This is a genomic window from Paenibacillus sp. FSL E2-0201, assembly GCF_037963325.1.
In the GTDB taxonomy this organism is placed as follows: domain Bacteria; phylum Bacillota; class Bacilli; order Paenibacillales; family Paenibacillaceae; genus Paenibacillus_AQ.
In genome coordinates this window covers 561,553-579,294 of record NZ_CP150154.1, presented here as the reverse complement: position 1 = coordinate 579,294, position 17,742 = coordinate 561,553, and the positions used below count along the sequence as shown (strand labels likewise).

17 protein-coding genes and 2 riboswitches are annotated in these 17,742 nt (G+C 45.6%); of the genes, 5 read left to right on the top strand and 12 right to left on the bottom strand.

Annotated elements, in window-relative coordinates:
- Positions 1-8 precede the first annotated feature (8 nt).
- From NSU15_RS02640 to NSU15_RS02610, 7 genes are all read right to left on the bottom strand, one after another.
- The gene (locus NSU15_RS02640) at positions 9-1,217 is read right to left on the bottom strand and encodes a Ger(x)C family spore germination protein (protein ID WP_339289019.1); all 1,209 of its coding nucleotides are present in this window, start codon (positions 1,215-1,217) and stop codon (positions 9-11) included.
- A complete protein-coding gene (locus NSU15_RS02635) occupies positions 1,214-2,305 on the bottom strand; it encodes a GerAB/ArcD/ProY family transporter (protein ID WP_339289018.1) in 1,092 nt (363 codons plus the stop codon). The genes NSU15_RS02640 and NSU15_RS02635 overlap by 4 nt, the downstream gene beginning before the upstream one ends.
- A gap of 27 nt (positions 2,306-2,332) precedes the next feature.
- Positions 2,333-4,078 carry a spore germination protein gene (locus NSU15_RS02630; protein WP_339289017.1) on the bottom strand — a complete coding sequence of 582 codons (1,746 nt, stop codon included), beginning with the start codon at positions 4,076-4,078 and terminating at the stop codon, positions 2,333-2,335.
- 118 nt (positions 4,079-4,196) lie between these two features.
- A complete protein-coding gene (locus NSU15_RS02625) occupies positions 4,197-4,523 on the bottom strand; it encodes a thioredoxin family protein (RefSeq protein ID WP_042123844.1) in 327 nt (108 codons plus the stop codon).
- Between the two features lie 38 nt (positions 4,524-4,561).
- On the bottom strand, positions 4,562-4,954 hold the full coding sequence (locus NSU15_RS02620) for a MerR family transcriptional regulator (protein ID WP_042123843.1): 393 nt from the start codon (positions 4,952-4,954) through the stop codon (positions 4,562-4,564).
- Between the two features lie 143 nt (positions 4,955-5,097).
- Complete coding sequence (locus NSU15_RS02615) at positions 5,098-5,733, bottom strand: ThuA domain-containing protein (RefSeq protein ID WP_042123841.1); 636 nt, start codon at positions 5,731-5,733, stop codon at positions 5,098-5,100.
- A gap of 43 nt (positions 5,734-5,776) precedes the next feature.
- Positions 5,777-6,499 carry an SDR family NAD(P)-dependent oxidoreductase gene (locus NSU15_RS02610; protein WP_042123839.1) on the bottom strand — a complete coding sequence of 241 codons (723 nt, stop codon included), beginning with the start codon at positions 6,497-6,499 and terminating at the stop codon, positions 5,777-5,779.
- Between the two features lie 228 nt (positions 6,500-6,727).
- Here NSU15_RS02610 and ytxJ point away from each other — a divergent pair, with 228 nt between their 5' ends.
- Together ytxJ and NSU15_RS02600 are read left to right on the top strand one after the other, a co-directional pair.
- Positions 6,728-7,054 carry a bacillithiol system redox-active protein YtxJ gene (ytxJ, locus tag NSU15_RS02605; RefSeq protein ID WP_042123836.1) on the top strand — a complete coding sequence of 109 codons (327 nt, stop codon included), beginning with the start codon at positions 6,728-6,730 and terminating at the stop codon, positions 7,052-7,054.
- On the top strand, positions 7,051-7,290 hold the full coding sequence (locus tag NSU15_RS02600) for a glutaredoxin family protein (protein WP_042123835.1): 240 nt from the start codon (positions 7,051-7,053) through the stop codon (positions 7,288-7,290). Before ytxJ ends, NSU15_RS02600 begins: the two co-directional genes overlap by 4 nt.
- A 202-nt stretch (positions 7,291-7,492) precedes the next feature.
- On the opposite strand, the gene NSU15_RS02595 is transcribed toward NSU15_RS02600, so the two are convergent.
- The 5 genes from NSU15_RS02595 to NSU15_RS02575 form a co-directional block, all read right to left on the bottom strand.
- On the bottom strand, positions 7,493-9,817 hold the full coding sequence (locus tag NSU15_RS02595; protein WP_339289014.1) for a histidine kinase: 2,325 nt from the start codon (positions 9,815-9,817) through the stop codon (positions 7,493-7,495).
- A 203-nt stretch (positions 9,818-10,020) separates the two neighbouring features.
- Positions 10,021-10,629 (bottom strand): potassium-transporting ATPase subunit KdpC, encoded by a 609-nt coding sequence (gene kdpC, locus NSU15_RS02590; RefSeq protein WP_156114902.1) that lies wholly within the window; start codon positions 10,627-10,629, stop codon positions 10,021-10,023.
- Positions 10,630-10,683: 54 nt separating this feature from the next.
- Entirely contained in the window at positions 10,684-12,717 is a 2,034-nt protein-coding gene (kdpB, locus tag NSU15_RS02585; RefSeq protein WP_042123830.1) for a potassium-transporting ATPase subunit KdpB, read from the bottom strand.
- 16 nt (positions 12,718-12,733) lie between these two features.
- Entirely contained in the window at positions 12,734-14,410 is a 1,677-nt protein-coding gene (gene kdpA / locus NSU15_RS02580; protein ID WP_042123828.1) for a potassium-transporting ATPase subunit KdpA, read from the bottom strand.
- A 216-nt stretch (positions 14,411-14,626) separates the two neighbouring features.
- Positions 14,627-15,043 (bottom strand): hypothetical protein, encoded by a 417-nt coding sequence (locus tag NSU15_RS02575; RefSeq protein ID WP_042123826.1) that lies wholly within the window; start codon positions 15,041-15,043, stop codon positions 14,627-14,629.
- Positions 15,044-15,233: 190 nt separating this feature from the next.
- Positions 15,234-15,424, bottom strand: a riboswitch (cyclic di-AMP (ydaO/yuaA leader).
- Positions 15,425-15,844: 420 nt separating this feature from the next.
- Positions 15,845-16,010, top strand: a riboswitch (cyclic di-AMP (ydaO/yuaA leader).
- Positions 16,011-16,142: 132 nt separating this feature from the next.
- Between NSU15_RS02575 and NSU15_RS02570 the strand changes: the two genes are divergently transcribed.
- Genes NSU15_RS02570 through NSU15_RS02560 form a run of 3 tightly spaced genes read left to right on the top strand, consistent with a single transcriptional unit; the run spans position 16,143 to position 17,664 of the window.
- Complete coding sequence (locus tag NSU15_RS02570; RefSeq protein ID WP_042123824.1) at positions 16,143-16,634, top strand: hypothetical protein; 492 nt, start codon at positions 16,143-16,145, stop codon at positions 16,632-16,634.
- A gap of 16 nt (positions 16,635-16,650) precedes the next feature.
- Positions 16,651-17,172 (top strand): hypothetical protein, encoded by a 522-nt coding sequence (locus tag NSU15_RS02565; RefSeq protein WP_339289011.1) that lies wholly within the window; start codon positions 16,651-16,653, stop codon positions 17,170-17,172.
- A 39-nt stretch (positions 17,173-17,211) separates the two neighbouring features.
- Complete coding sequence (locus NSU15_RS02560) at positions 17,212-17,664, top strand: hypothetical protein (RefSeq protein ID WP_042123823.1); 453 nt, start codon at positions 17,212-17,214, stop codon at positions 17,662-17,664.
- The last annotated feature ends 78 nt before the right edge of the window (positions 17,665-17,742 follow it).

Below are 17,742 nucleotides of genomic sequence, written 5' to 3'. Positions count from 1 at the left end.
CAATCTCTCTATTCAGCGGTTGTATCTGATGCACCGTACTCTTCAATATTCAGGTTTATTTCATAGGTAATCGGAATTTGGCTGAAGGTTTCGTCCCAGTTATCCTTGACGCTCCTCCATACGGCTGGATGCTGATTATGCAGACTGGTGCCGAAACCGGCAGCTTCGGTATGCAGTTCCTTTTGCATTTTTGTTACAGTAGTTTGCACCAATTCTAGGACACGCTTCTGCAGCAAAGCTTTATCCTTCTTTACAATTCCGTCATGTAATTTTTTCGGTTTCTCGGCAAAAACCTCGGCATATCTACCTGTAGATTTTATTTTCACATAAAAAGAAATCTGCCCGTTGTTCACATTAGCTTTGATCTTGCTATGCATGGATTTAACTTCATAGGTTATGAGATTATTAGTATCCGGATCATACGTCTTAAGCACTCCCCCTAATCCCTTTCCGGTCAGCCAGGCCATCCCCTCCAGCTCCGACTCGTCCAAAAAGCCGATAAGCTTCCCCGTTGTCCCTTTGAATACGCCTGCTCCTGCTAGCTTAGTCTCCTGATCAATAGCGATAACATTTTGCACTAAGAAGCTTTTCTTTCCTTGTAACGGGCCAACTACTTTGGCCAGTGTTACCGGCTCCCATATCCCCATATTCCGGTCTCTGTTATTGAAGATCCCTTCTAGTACAAATGCAGGGGTCTGACCCGGCAGTGCATTTTCCAATACATCTTTGGCTTTTCCTTTGCTGACAAATAACATGACACTTGGACGAATATCATTATCCCGTGTAAAGAAATCTATGAGTTTAGTAAGGTTATTGGAACGCGCCAGTTCCTCACTAATCACAATAACCTTAAGGTGATGACCAATCGGAGTGCGTCTAGTACGCAGTGAAAGCTGCCGCATCGCTTCAAAGATGGAATCGCTGGTTTCACTCATATTATAGTAATTCTTAAAAGAGGAGGATGAACTGCTAGAAGACTTCATAACGGCTCCACCCGACCCTTGTGGAATCGTAAATTGATAGGTACTTATTATTTTTGGATGTTTCGAATGATTCTCAACTCCTGACTTAACAGCCTCCTCATCTTCTGACGCGTCCACACTATCAAGTGCAACACCAATCTCCAAGTTTAATTCCTCTATAGGTGAACTGCTCCAGCAGCCGGACAAGAGGCTACATACTAGAGAAAGAACGATCCACATCCTCCATTGTTTCATGAAACAGCCCTCCGGAAGTATGTAATGATTAATAGTGGCAACGGAAGCAATCCGAATAGAATAAGCATACAATCCCCAATACCTGTTCCAAATGTAAACAGAGCATTCACATTTGGAGGAATCCTAGAAACTACATAAACAACCGGAAGTAACGCCAACAAACAGCTTTTAAAGTTTTTATGAATGATTTGAGACAACCCTAACGCCGCCGCATAAATCGCAATACAAAAAGTACAAAAGATCTGCATAATCCAGATCACCAACAACAATGACTCAAACCTTTCAAAGATGAGATAGTTCACTTCAAAGCTTCGAACAAGATCGAGAAACGGCCAGGTTCTTGTGAGGACCCCATCGATAGAAAAGGCACCTATAGTCGCTACAACAGCCAGGACATAAAATATCGTCGATATACAGGTTCCGGCTATAATTACCTTTACTGCTTTTTGGGGCTTATCCATAAAAGCAACAACAAACAGCATCGCTTCACCAGCTGTAAAGGTTAGGATGGTTGGCTTAATGCCATTCCACACAGGATCTAATCCATCTCCAAGTATTGAAAGAAGATTGTTGAGGTCGAAAACTTCAAAACTTAGCAGACAAACGCCTAAAAACACTGTCCAGGTTATCGGAACTATAAGTCTGCACATACTAGTGATCGCATTAATGCCTCCTCTGCATAAATAGAAGGCAATCCACATAAAAGCAGCCACTATTGCCCAAGGAGGTGTACCTTCCAGTAGGAAAAAAGAGGTCACTTCTTGCACCGAACGTATCTCAAAGCCGGCGATACTGAGAAAATATCCAATGACTCCTAATGAGAGAACTGTTCCGAGAGGCTTGCCGATGATCTTCCCGATATACTGAAAGAAAGTTTGGCCCGGGAACCGTTGACTAAGTTTTACGATGATCAATCCAAACAGAAAGGAGGCCACTCCTCCTAAAAAAACAGCTATCCAAACATCTGGTGCACCACTAGCTTCAACAATTGTCCGAGGAAGCGTAAGTACCCCTGCCGCAATCGTATAGTTGGCTAGAATGATCGTCGCTTGAACAGCAGTAATCCGGTCCTTTACCTCGGCGCTCATGTTCTCTTCCTCCTTTACCTAGACTTTTTACCCTTTACGCAAAGGGTCCTTTGGTTTCAACAACGTAGGCCGCCCAGTTAGAAATTGCAAAGGCATACGGAATATAAAATCTTTCCAATTGACTGACTTATTCGGAACTGCCAGACCAAGATAGGGAACACCAAAGCTCTTCAGCTTAATTAAATGACTACTAAGCAAAAGAAAAAATAGTACCACTCCGTATAATCCAAAGATTGCTGCAAAAAACATAGCTGCAAATCGAAGCATACGAAGCGTCATCCCAGCACTATACATTGGCATAGAGAAGGAAGAAACAGCCGTAATTGATACTACAATGACTAGGATTGGACTCACGATTCCAGCTTCCACCGCAGCTTGACCGATGATCAGACCGCCGACAATCCCCATTGCCGGACCGATAGGTTTAGGCAAGCGAAGTCCAGCCTCCCGTAAGATTTCAATCGAGGTCTCCATAATCAAGGCTTCGATTAATACAGTGAAGGGAACACCTTGCCGAGAGGCAATAATAGAAATGGCTAGCTTAGTGGGAATCAATCCCGGCTGGAACGAGAGGAAGGAAATATATAGTGCCGGGGCAAACAGTGATATCGTTGCCGCAAAAAAACGTAAAAGGCGCAGCAGCGAGCCTACCATCCAGCGATCATTATAATCCTCTGGCGATTGCAGTAACATCCCGAAGGTTACCGGCATAATCAATGCAAAGGGTGTACCGTCAAGTAAAATGGCTACTCTTCCTTCCAGGAGTGCTGCCATTACACGGTCCGGTCTCTCTGTATTTTGAATCTGCTGGAAAGGACTGTAGCTATTATCTTCGATTAATTGCTCAACATAGCCAGATTCTTGAATATCATCTAAGTCTATCGTTTCAATTCTTCGTTTGACCTCTTCTACAAGTTCATCATTCGCAATATCCTTGATATAGGTTAGGATGAGCTCCTTCTGCATTCTCTTTCCTACAGTAAAAGAAATCATAGCTAGTTCTGTACTCTGCCCGTGTCTACGCAGCATTGCCGTGTTGTCGCTTAAGGTCTCGTTAAATCCACTTCGTGAGCCCCGCAGGACTGCTTCAGATTCCGGCTCCTCTATCCCTCTTGTAGCCCCCTTCGGACTACTGAGCACAAAAGCCTCTGATATTCCCTCCACAAGCAGCACGGCAGATCCAAATAACACCTTCTGAAGAGAGAGGTATGCATTATTCGTAAGCCCCACTTCCGAGATAAGCAGGATCTCATGGATGAGAATATCTTGTAGATCCTTTGCTGCCGGTACCGAGTTCATATCCTTAAATGGCTGATACGCATTCATTAACGGCTTCAATATATTCCGATCCATTTTGTCTTTGTCTGTTAGTCCGTCTACGTACAATAGCGCTGCTCTTGTCTTTATGCTTCCGATTCGCAGCTCCCTTACATTCACATCATGCATATCGGCGCTGATCGCTTTAAACTTCTGCAAATCATCCTCAAAGTGGCCGCTATAAGTGATTCTCTTTCCCTTATCCTTAGTTACTACATCCGAGCTAGACTGCTCCTGGGATCGTTCTAATAGGCTTGTTTTTCCAGATGCTGCTTCTCCGTAAGGAACCCCTCCACCCTTACTGCCAGTAGCTTTTTCCGCTCTAGTGGTTTTCCTGTCTTCTTTGGCTTTAGCCCAGCTTATTGTACGAAGTAGGAAGAAAGGGACACAGAAAATCATAATCCCTTGGAAAATCACACCCCAACTCGGAATTAATTCTATTACCTCATTCCACACCCCTAACCCCTCCTTTATAGCTGTGACCGTATTTTTTACCGAAGATGGATAATTCATGCATACAAAAGAAGACCCCACAATATGGGGTCTCCCTAAGATTATCTTTATAATTATTTCCCTATGCTTGAATAACCTTGTTCAATACACCTTGGTAGGCTCCTATCGGACGTAAGCCAACCAACTTTTCCAAGGGCTGCCCATCTTTATATACAATGACTGTAGGCATTCCCATAACCCCGGCTTCCCCAGCCAGATCCGGAAATTCGTCACAATTCACCTTTACAATAGAAACATCGTCTCCATATTCCTGATGAAGATCCTCCAGAAGAGGCAGCAGCACCTTGCAAGGAGGACACCATGGCGCACCATAATCTACCAATACCGTTCCACCGCCGCCTATTTCTGCTCGTACCCAATCAGCACTATCTGCATTTGTAATAGCCATTTGTCATTCCTCCTCATAGTTTTCAACACCGGCAGTACCTACTCCAAGTTCTCCAGTGTACAAGCCCCTAACCTACTTTCGTTCTGCTCTTGCAAGATAGATGCCATTCTTTCTTCCAAATTCCGCTTGATCTGATTCAGCTCTACAAGCTGACGTTCAATATCTTCAAGCTTACTGCGGTATAGTGGCATCACTTCTGCGCAGAAAGCTTCTTTGTTCATCAAGACACAATGTAGAAAGCCTGCAATCTGTTCTGTTGACAGACCCAGGTTCAAATATAATTTGATCGTTTCTACCGTCTCCACAGCGAGTGAAGAGTACTCCCGATATCCGTTGGCCTGACGGACCGGTGAGATTAATCCCTGACTCTCATAATAACGAAGTGAACGGACGCTTACGCCCGTTAGTTTAGCAAGCTCACCTATTTTCATAGCATTCTCCCCGGGGTTCATGAGAATTGTTCTACACCAGTATAAACCCTGACACCAATGTAAGAGTCAACAAAAAAATCCAACCGTAGTTATCCCACAGTTGGACTCGTTTTTCATCTATAATATAGTTGTCCACTTATAACCTACAATAATCCTGCTGCCCAAAGCCCACCTCTACGAATCATTTCACGGAATGGCTCTACCGAAAATGAAGGTAAATGATGCCCTGGCATTAAATAAACCACCCGACCCAAACCAAATTCGTGACACCAAGCTGCTTGTCGCATAGCTCCTTCATGTGGATATTCTGCAAGCACCGTCGTTTCGAAATACGGATGCATCTCAAAATAATACGGCTCATCCTCGATCACAAATTCTTCAATTCCCTGCATAATGGGATGCTCCCGTGCGGGTATGGACATCTGTAGCTTAGTGTATTCTGGATGATGGGTGAAGTGTGCGCCCAGCATAGCACCTAACTCCTGATTGCGTTGTAAGGAAATTCCGTTATGTACCACTAGTAGTCCGCCCCCCTCAGCCACATAGGACAGCAAAGCACTGCTTTGTTCCGCCGGGATTTTATCATCAGAAAATTCGGTGTAGGAGATTACCAGCTTGTAGTCAGACAACGTTTCTTTATGAAGCAGCGCATAATCCTCTGAGGAAAAAACCTGTAAGTCATTAGCAAGTATTTGTTCGATCTCCCGATCCACGCCAGCAAAGGGGTGATATTTAACCTCCGAGTAGCTTCCGAGTGCGAGTGCCTTTAGTGTTGACATATTATCAGCGCCTTTCTTCCAATCCTATTTTGAGATACCCTTTCTACCAAGGCCACGCACTGCCATCCATATCCAGATAGGCCGGTTCCTCGCCCAGATATTTTTTATAATCGAGAACAAGAGCTATAATCTGTTCCGCCGACACTTCCGGAGTCGTTTGCGCTTGTTCATCCTTCTTACCATGCATATAAGTCTGCAGCCAGCCAGGATGGAATACCATCACTTGACCGCCAAGCGTTGTTAGATGATTATGCATCAAGGAGGACTGCATATTCAGTGCTGCCTTCGACATACAATAGCCGTACATGTTGATACGCTTATTTCGGGCAATACTGCCCGCTTCCGAAGAAATATTGACGATTAATTTATCCTTACTTTGCAGCAGCAGTCCCATCAGTGCATTGCTGACTCTTAACGCGCCAAGCGTATTTACATTATATATTTCTGCCATGGCTTCATCATCCAGCTCCACCAGCACAGTAGCATTATCAGCACCACGAATAATACCTGCATTATTAATAATAATATCGACATACCCAGTTTTACTGGCTATTACTCTTGCGGCCTGCTTTACACTGTCTTTATTGCTGATATCTAGGGAGATAAGCTCTAACTGTTCAGGATATTGTTCTTTAAGCGCTTTCAAATCTTCTGATTCTTTCAAAAACTGTCCTGCAAATACTGAGAACTGTTTGGCCAGCAACGAACGTACAAGCGACAGTCCGAGCCCGCGATCAGCTCCAGTTACACATGCAACTCTCTTCATTCTTCTGAACACTCCTATCTCGTAGCGATATAGTTAGGCATGTTGCTTCTTTTCACCTTAGCATGCTGTACTCTTTTTTTCAACGGGATTGGTTTCAGGTATAGCACCCTCTTATGCAAGCCCTTCAGAATCCTTTTTGTTTTAATTTTGATATATGTTACAATCATGATTACAGGTTGTTAACAACACAATTGTTAGCAAAATAACGATCCCAGGAGGGTGATATCTATGTCTATTCAACAACTCCATACGCTGGAGGATCTTGAGCAATATGTAGCTAAGCCTGGCAAGAAGCTGCTGTTCAAACACAGCACGACCTGCCCGATTAGTGCTAAAGCTAATGAAGAGTTTCAGGCTTATCTGAAGGATGCGGATACTGCCGCTGCAGTGGTCTTAGTCATCGAGGATCGTCCCGTTTCCAATCAAATTGCTGAGGATTTCGGCATCAAACATGAATCTCCACAACTCTTCCTGCTTGAGGACAATGAGGTTCGCTGGAACACTTCCCACTGGAAGATCACAAGAGATGCTATCAAAGAGGCTGTGAACCAATGAGTGAGCCAGTGATTGTCTATTCAACCGCAGGATGCAGTGACTGTACTTTGGTTAAAAATTATCTTACGGAGCAGGGTGTCCCTTTTGAAGTAAGAGATGTTATGACCAGCACAGTCTATCAAGAGGAAGTTGAGAAGCTTGGATTCATGGGCGTTCCTGTCACCGTAGCAGGGGATCAAGCGATCAAGGGATTTAATCTTCCTGCACTCAAAGCACTCATCGAAGCTGCCCAATAATTCACCCATTAAACTATTCAGTACCTGATGTAATTCATAGCTGCAAAAAAAGAGTATCCTCACAGCCGATCGACTTGAGGGTACTCTTTTTCAAAATATAAGAATCTATAATTTTCACGCTATACATTATCCTTATATTTCTCGCATAAACGCTTACCGTCCTTTAGGGACACATAAGGCGTTTTTACTTGTTAGTCATAATCTATGGTTCCTCACGAATGAGATCCGCCACAACCAGTACATCCACGTTTCTGGCAGAACGTAGAATCTGCTTAGTAACATCCCCGCGTAGCCATTTACGCAGCCATGAGCGTTGAGACTGGCCGATAATAATCTGAGTGCTCTGCAAAGCCTGAGATCTCTCTAGCAGCAAGGACGCCACTCGTGCGGGAAGCCCGCTCTCAATCATTTTAAACGTTCCACCCAGTCGTTCCGTCAATTCTTTTAAATCATTTATACGTTTATCGTAAACGAGTCCATTCTGTTTAATTTCCTGCACATACGTAACATACCAGCAGGCTTTTAGACGATATGCAATTCGAAAACCACGCCGAATTAAGCGCTCTGCATGATCCCCCAAAGTGATACATACATAAATGACTTCCTGACGCCGCCACGGTCCCCGTAGTGAACCGACACGCTCCCAAGCTTCCAGCCGCTCATCCACATCATCAGCAATTTCCCGCAGTGCCAGCTCTCGAAGAGCGATCAAATTCCCGATTTTGAAAAAAGCCCCGAGCGCCTGATCCACCTTGGCCATGGCATAGATTTTCCCGTCCTTCATCCGCTCTTGAAGCATCTTGGGTGATACATCGATAAGCTCTACCTCATTAGCCCGCTGTAGAATACTGTCCGGAAAAGTCTCTCTTACTCTAACGCCTGTAATTTGCTCTACGGCATCATTCAGACTTTCTAAATGCTGAACATTCACGGTAGAGATCACAGATATTCCCGCATCCAGCAGCTCCATAACATCCATATACCGCTTCTTATGTTTACTGCCCGGCATATTGGTATGAGCAAGTTCATCCACTAGCACGACTTCAGGATTACGCTTAATAATAGCTGCCGTATCCATTTCCTCCAGGACGGTCCCGCGATACTCCATACGTAGACGCGGAAGGATCTCCAATTCACCGATTTGTTCAAGGGTTTCTTTACGGCCATGTGTTTCCAAAAGTCCGATCACGACATCGATCCCTCTCTTCAAGAGATCATTCCCTTCACGCAGCATCTTGTAAGTCTTGCCCACACCGGGCGCTGCCCCGATATATACCTTAAAGGTGCCTCCGCGAATCGCATCAATTTTATCCTGTACTTCCTGACTGCTTAACCTGTGATAGACATCCGTTTTCCGTTCATTACGACTCTGCCGGGTTGGAAGTACACGTTCTCCCTCACGGTCAGCACGGTCCGCCACGAAGAACACATCCACACCTCGGATTTGCTTCAGTAACGAATTGGCAATCGAGCCCTTCCATAATTCCTGCCAAGCGGTCTGCTTGGAATGTCCCATAACGATTCGGGTTATATTGTGCCGGGTTGCGTATTTTACCAACAGACGAGGGATCTCCCGCTTCGAGCGATAGGTGATCTCCTCCATAGAGGCATCAATCTTCTCGGTCAGCTTCCAGAGAGATCGCTTAAAGGTGGCTGCTTCCTTAGAAAAGGTGAGACCCTGCTTCCAAAATGACACAACTGAAAGTTCCCCATTTAACCGTTTGGCGATTTGCTGTCCACGGCGGATATGGATCGAGCCGTTCCAATAATACTGTGCAGAGACTAAGACTTTCTCGGCAATCCCTGACGCTCCCTGCAGCCCTTGCTCTTCCCGATGTTTCTCCAGCGAATCATTAACATCCTCAGCAACCATCCGAAGTGCCAGCTCCCGCAGCTTGCTTAAATTCCCCTTGTTAAAAAGCGATATCTGCTGGTGCTTACCTAAATGTCCGTCGGACAAGCGCTGAAGTATCTTTTCCGGTGTCACATCAATTAGAACAATATCATCGGCAAGCGTAAGCACTTCAGCTGGAAGGGAATGCTCAACCTCAATTCCGGTCCATTTCCGCGCCAGATCCGCGGCACCCTCTAGTTCATATACGTTTACAGTTGTGATGACACTGATCCCATTACTCAATAAATATTTGATATCGTCCAGCCTTCCTGACCTCTCTGCACCTTCGCGATTCTGGTGAGCCAAGCCATCAGTAAGCACTACTTCAGGATTACGTGCCACAATAGCTTCTACATCAAGATCCTTCTTTTCGATATCCTTCTGAAACCAATGAATACTTGGTATCCGTTCCAAATCGCCCAGCTGATCCCTTGTTTCAGGACTTTGGTTCGTCGAAACCGCACAGATCACGGCGTCAATTCCTTGCGCTTTAAGCGCTTGACCCTCACGCAGCATCTGATACGTTTTGCCCGACCCGCTGACCGGACCGATATAGATTTTCAGACGTCCCCGATGCAGCTCATAGATCGAGAGCAGCAGCTCCTCCGGCGTCTTCCTCCGGTATGTTCCCATCAAGACCACTCCTTAATAACCCCGATCATGCATGTACTCTTCTGTTCCAAGAAGAAACGACGTTGTCGTCCTTCAAAGATGACAGCCGTTTCCCGTAGAAATATAAGGATGATGTATAATGTGCAACTTATACTTTCTTATATTCTAGAAAGGAAGATATCCCTGCCCGATTCTAAGGAATCTGGCAGGGATTTTTGTTATATTTATTTGTTCGATAGTTTCAATAGATCCATGTTTAGCTTCAATACATTAACCCGTTCTTCACCGAACAGTCCCAAGTCACGGCCCTCAGTATGCTTATTCACCAGCTCTTCCAGCTGCGAAGCAGGAATACCCGTTAAATTGCTAATCCGAGGAATCTGCACGATAGCCGAGCCAGGTGTGATATGCGGATCCAGACCTGAACCTGAGTTGGTGATCAAATCGACTGGCAATTTGTTCACGGGCACATCCGGGTTATCGAGCTGCCACTGCGCAATGAAATCCTTGGTCCGCTGCAGCATATCCGGATTGGATGGAGCGTAGTTATTGGAGCCTGAAGCCTCTGCTTTATACTCAATACTCGACACACGTCCATGAAATAAAGCCGGGTTCGTAAAGTTCTGTCCGATAAGTTCCGAGCCTACAACTACTCCAGCATCGTCCTTAAGTAAGCTGCCGTTCGCTTGCGACGGCATCAGAACCTGGGCAAGCGCTGTAGTCGTCAGAGGATAGATCACTCCACAAAGAACAATAAATACTAGACTTAATCGTACAATAATAAAGAAATAAGAACTTTTCGATGATGACAACTGCTCATCAGTATCCTCCATGGAGTTTCCGTTATTCACGATGCTCTCACCCTTTCAATGATTAGTCAATTGGTCTTAAATCCATACACTTACGATCATATCAATGAGCTTGATGCCCGCAAAAGGAACAACCACTCCGCCCAGCCCATAAATAAAAATATTGCGTCCGAGCAGCTTCGTAGAGCTCATAGCTTTATACGAGACACCCTTCATAGCCAGAGGGATGAGCAGCGGAATAATAATCGCATTAAATATTAAAGCGGATATAATAGCTGAGCTTGGTGAGCCTAGTCCCATTACATTCAGGGCTTCCATTTCCGGTATGGCGAGCATGAACATCGCCGGAATAATGGCGAAATACTTCGCGATATCATTCGCGATACTAAAGGTTGTCAATGCGCCCCGCGTCATCAGCAGCTGTTTACCAATCGCAACAACCTCAATAATCTTCGAAGGGTCGGAGTCCAAGTCGACCATATTGGCCGCTTCCTTAGCGGCTGTCGTACCGCTGTTCATGGCTAAGCCCACATCAGCTTGGGCAAGGGCAGGGGCATCATTTGTACCATCCCCTGTCATGGCAACCAGCTTGCCCTCGTTCTGTTCTCGGCGAATGACTGCTATTTTATCCTCAGGTGTACTTTCCGCGATAAAATCATCCACACCCGCTTCGCGAGCAATTGTAGCTGCGGTCAGCGGATTGTCACCCGTACACATAATGGTCTTGATCCCCATTTTCCGCAGCTCATCAAACCGCTCTTTCATGCCCGGTTTAACCGTATCCTTCAAGTAAATAAGTCCATAGATCCGATTATCTACCGCAACCGCTAACGGAGTTCCCCCCATCCGAGCGATGGCATCAGAATTACTGTCGAGGTTGGCGGGAATGATTCCGCCTTTAGACTGTACCCACTTCTTCACGGAGTCCACCGCACCTTTACGTACACAGCGTCCATCTTGCAGATCAATACCACTCATCCGTGTTTCTGCCTTAAACTCTACGAATGCCCCACCTTCAGCAAGCTTACTGTCATAGCTGCGTTCCAGCTTCTTGGCCAGCTCAATAACAGATCGTCCTTCAGGTGTCTCATCCTTCAAGGAACTAATGGCCGCCCATGCTGTGAGCTCCGCTTCCGATTCATTCCCGACAGGTACAAATTCACTCGCCATCCGGTTTCCAAAGGTAATCGTACCGGTCTTATCTAAGATCATCGTATTAATATCACCGGCAGCCTCAACTGCCTTCCCCGACATCGCGAGTACATTAAACTGGGTCACCCGGTCCATACCCGCTATTCCGATTGCGGAGAGCAGTCCCCCGATTGTTGTCGGGATCAGACAGACCAACAAGGCGATCATAACGGGAATATCAAGATCAACACCTAGATACGTTGCAATCGGCCGCAAGGTCACTACTACAATCAGGAAAATCAGCGTCAGACTGATCAAGAGTGTATTTAGCGCAATTTCATTAGGTGTCTTCTGACGTTTCGCCCCTTCCACAAGGGAGATCATTCGATCTAGAAACGACTCACCAGGATCACTTGTAATTCTTACTTTAATCTCATCACTGACGACCCGTGTACCGCCTGTAACGGAACCAAAGTCCCCACCGGCTTCCTTGATTACAGGTGCAGATTCACCTGTAATCGCTGATTCATCTACGGAAGCCAGCCCTTCTATCACTTCACCGTCACCAGGGATAAGTTCTCCCTGGCTGACGATGACGATATCTCCTTTACGCAGCTCGGAGGAGGATACTGTCTTCACCGACCCTCCAACGATTTTGTTTGCTGTGATATCTTGTTTTGTTTTCTTGAGTGAATCGGCTTGGGCTTTTCCGCGGCCTTCTGCCAGTGCCTCAGCAAAGTTCGCAAACAGCACTGTAAATAGCAGAATGAACAACACTGTGATATTGAAGCCTATCGATTGCTCTGCATTAAAATATCCAGGAGCCAGCACCATGAGGAGGACAATGATCGTACCGACCTCAACCACGAACATGACTGGATTTTTGATTAGCGTTACTGGGTTAAGCTTTATAAAACTATCCTTTACAGCGCTAAGGAGTATGGGTCCCGTTAGCAGTTTTTTTCTTTTTACAGTACTCATCTTATTCTCCCTCTTCCTACCGTAAGGTTAGATATTCTGCAATGGGGCCGAGTACAATGACCGGCAGGAACGTCAGCGCACCGATAATCACTACGGTACCAATCAGAATCCCCGTGAACAGACCATTGTCTGTGCGGAATGTACCAATGGTCTCAGGAACTGGCTTCTTCTGAAGTAAAGAACCTGCTACTGCCAGCATTGCGATAATCGAGACATAACGGCCTAGCAGCATGACAATCCCGGTTGTAACATTCCAAAAGGTTGTGTTGTCCGCAAGCCCCTCAAATCCTGAGCCATTGTTCGCGGCAGAAGAGACATATTCATATAACACTTGGCTGAGCCCATGGAATCCAGTGTTCGTAATCGCCCCTTGCCCCAAATCGGTCAGGAACGCAGCTGCGGTTGGTACTAGGATAATGAACGGATGAACAAGGATCGCAATGGCAATCAGCTTCATCTCCTTGGCCTCTATCTTCCGTCCGAGAAACTCTGGTGTCCTGCCGACCATCAGACCGCACAGGAAGACACCCAGAATCGCATACATCAGCATATTGATCAGTCCGACACCTTTACCCCCAAAGACATTGTTCAGCATCATCAGTGCCAGAGGCGTAATACCTCCCAGTGGTGTCAGCGTATCATGCATATTGTTAACACTACCTGTCGTAGCTGCGGTTGTTACTGAAGTAAACAAGGAAGACTGCGGAATGCCGAAGCGTACCTCTTTACCCTCCATGCTGCCTTGTGAAGATTCGATTCCTAGTGCATTGATCGCCGGATTACCCTTTGATTCAGCATAATAGTTCAGTCCCAGCAGTAGTACGAACAAGGTCATCATTGCGGTAAAAATAACCCAGCCCTGACGTTTGTTCTTAGCAAACAGTCCGTACATATAAGGGAGCGAAGCTGGCAGCATCCACATAGAAAGAATCTCCAGCACGTTCGTAAGTGGATTAGGATTCTCAAAAGGATGCGATGAATTGGCCCCGAAGAAGCCGCCTCCGTTCGTGCCCAAATGCTTGATCGATTCCAGAGAAGCTACTGGACCGATAGCAATCTGTTGCGTTTGCCCCTCTAGTGTAGTGACTTCAAGTGATGGCTTGAGGGTTTGCGGCACATGTAATCCTACCAGTACCAATGAAACCAGCAGAGCCAGCGGAATGAACACACGAATATGTGCTTTGACGAAATCCTCGAAGAAGTTCCCGACTGATTTGCGTCCTGTGATCCCTCTGACAAAAGCAACCGCAACTGAAAATCCGCTCGCTGCAGACGTGAACATCATCATCGTGATGACAGCCATTTGTGAAAAATACGAAAGTCCCGTCTCCCCGCTGTAATGCTGCAGGTTTGTATTAGTCATAAAGCTGATCACCGTATTGAACGAAAGCGTCTGTTCCATATCCGCAATTCCATTCGGATTTAGCGGTAAACCCCGCTGCAATCGAAGAAAGATATAGCTGAAAGTAACCAGTACGATATTCGTTAAAACAAAGCTGAGCGCATACTTTTTCCAGGACATACCTTCCCGTTTTTTCAGTCCGATCAGCTTATAAATCCCTTTTTCCACGCCTCCAAACCATCGATCCGTACGATTGGGTTCATTAGAAAATACATGATATAAATACGTGCCCATCGGCTTAACCAGCAAGATGAGAATGACGATTACAGCTACGATTTGCAAAATGCCCATGAATGCCCCTCCTTAAAATTTCTCCGGATGAATCAATGCGTAAACAAGATATAAAAACAGCAGTAGGGTAACAGCGATGACTAGAATCACAGCTTATCCCTCCCTGTATCCTCAACTACACCTGCGCACCAGCGCATAAATCCATAAAACAACCCGTAAATTACAGCTAACGAAGCCACCATATACAGATCCATCATATCTCCCGCACTCCTTCTTTTATCCTTGATGAGGTGATTTATCGATCAGAAAATCAGCATCTCCACTGTGGGAATAGATTACATAACTTGCACCAAGTCTTTTATAGACCAATCTAGGATTTATTGAGCTTGTGATCACAAAAATCGGCTGCGTCGTCCAGGTGCGGCACATCTGAATGTAGCGGCAGCATAACGTAAAGCTGCTCTCGAACAGATATACCCGGCCTACCGGGAACGGCGGGCGAAACCAAGTATTCTGATGGCGGGTATCTACTAGAACGACTTTCTCAATCCCCATCTCTTCAAGTAGGGACTTCTCAGGCAAGTTGTTGGTCAATCCCGCCATCTTAATGCCTCTAAATTTTAGAAGCTTAATAAAATGTTCTCCTGCCTTCGTTGGCGCACATACCAGTACATATTCATTCTGATCTGTCATCTCTTATTCTCCTCAAATGCTTTGCTTGTAAGATCAGAGCTTGATCACCCTGGTCTTGAAAGAAAAGCTACCGCTAATGATGAATATAACGACCTCTTCCTGAGGTTTTCCATAAATGCTTTGCTTAAAAAAGCACAGCAAAAAGCCACAAAGGATTCTCCTCTGTGGCTCGCTAGCGGTCACATTGCACTCATCCTCTCTCCATACGCTTACGAGGTTAGCTGTCGGATTCGGGCGGTGAGAGTCGCCCTACCTGTAGAGGATGCGAGCTCACTCGCATCCTCTACAGGATTCACCCCATAACCGGCTTCCGACTCTCACATCGTCTGCCGATTGTTGGTTCCCCCGCTTTCCTTACCGGAAATTAAGCGGATCAAATATTCGATTGTTGTTGAAACAGGAGTAATCATACCCTTATGCAGGAAGTATTGTAAAACGTGATTGATGCCAAAATAATGCAAATTAAAAACTATTTTCGCATTGGATAGCGCTTACTTGATATTCAATCTCTCTATATCTCTTGTTTACTCGAATTTGAATCAATTAGCGAAAAGCGGACGGACTCTGTGATTTTATTCACCACAGCTGGAGAAATCACCAAAAATCGCCTATATAGGAAAGGAAACGAGAAGTCGAGATTAAACGAGGAAGAAGCTCGATAACACGCAATAAATACCTATTTGGCAGGATTTTTCGTCGCAGTTGGTAGGATACGGTTCAAATTGCGCTCAAAAGAACACTTTCTGCTTTTACAGAAACACCTTGAAAAGAGTATGATTCGGATTGAATCTATTTCACGAAATACAATCAACGCTGAGTTCCTGTATTTGCAGGGAACGGGGGAACCATCGGGCCACATGGCCTACTTGGGGTGAATCCGAAGGAGACTGTTCAAGTCTCACATAGGTAGGGCGACTCTCACCGTCCGAATCCGACAGCTAACCTCGTAAGCGTAAAGAGAGAGACCCTTGATCCGCCACGCTTTGGCACAGGTGTGTATGCCTGTATTCCAAAACCGCAGCAGAGGTCCTCCTCTTGCTGCGGTTTTTGCGTTACCTGAACCTACCCGGGTAATAGCATGCTGGACGGGGTGAAAGGAATGAAACACTATTATTGGGGAATTCAGCAAGGGCTGCTTGAGCCGATAAGTCTAAATTATGTTTGCTTTGGAGCGTTATGGTTCGAAGAGGATCATCACAGAACTATTGTCGGCTATGCATTTGGTCAGAACCAAATTGAATCCTTGCGCCATTTCAGCAGCCCTTCTACTTGTGAGTACTGTATGGACCGAAGAATTATATACGAAATATATAAAAGTATCAGAGAAAAGCAGCAGCTGCAGGATTGGTCCGCACACCAATGTTTTCCGTGGCTCGCCCCCTTTAAGAAACCTTGGAAGGACGTTGCTATTGGTTGGTACGTAATGAGATCCCGCAGCACCTTCCCCTTACATTTATCCATTATACGTAAACAGAAATTCCGACTATGGCTGGAGCATGCCGCAGTCTGTGAGAACGAAGCTGAAATGCTCGCCTGTATAGAGAAGGCTAACCTTACTCACCATGTTGAGCTTAAGCTTTTGGAACCCTAGGGAGGAGAAACTTGTCATGGACCAGCGAAGACTATCTCGCATTGAAGTATTCGTCTTTGATTCACCTGAGCCTATTCACTATGGAATGGAGGCTGATCCAGGCAGCCGGTATGGCATCCTGAAACTTACCTGTAAAGGGGGTAGCAGCTGGGGGGCATGTCTTATCTCAGCCAATACTAATACCTTCGACCTTATTAAATGGAGTTCTTTTCTCAGAATGATATACCACTGCCGGCTTGAGGAAGCGATAGATAAAGTACGTACCCATGGTTCAGAGTGGGATCAGACTCAGTTTGAGCTAGTGCAAGATGCTTTACAGGATTTAAAAGCCAAGCTGCAGGGTAAATCATTGGCAGATCATATTGAGCAAGGTCGTCTGTACAGAGCTGTTGCCGGTGGAAGAGATTCCAGAGGGGGGCGGCTATACTATAAACCATCTAAGTCCGTATCCAGTATTGCGCTTCAAAAGCATAGTTATCCAGAACCTGATACCGCCGAGCTTATCAACAAATCCATTTCTTACTTTTCTATATTATAGGTTCATCCCATAACCCATTCTGAAAGGATCGTGTTTATCATGCCTGACCCCTTACCTGCCGGATCGCCCCGTAGAACTATATTTGCAGAGTGTGTTCAAAAGAATACGAATGATATCTATGCGCTCAGTTCTATGTTGTTACAACAATCAGCAGAAGCCGAGAGAGTTACTATCCGAACTTTTAAAGAGCTTCATAAAATATTCCGTCAAAAAAGCTTCGACAGCCAGCTATTCTCTATCGAAGCTTACCGCTCTTGTATCCGTCAATGCGCCGATTATTACGCACGCCGGTCTCTTCTGTCTGCCAAGGCACTGCCTTGGGAGGAACAGCTCGTAAAAGTGATGTGGTATGGCCTAAAGCTATCTTTACCTCAAATTAGCATTATCCTGCAAAAGAGTGTTCCTGTACTGAAAGATCAGCTTAGACATGTGCGGGAGCAAATGACTGCTCAAGAGGATTTGCTGCCCAGCGGTAATTTGTCCGTTGTATAGCCCTCGGAGCTCACTTTGGCCGAAAAGCTAACTAGCGTAGTTGGAGGGCTGACATTCAGTATTTCAACCCTCCCGTGG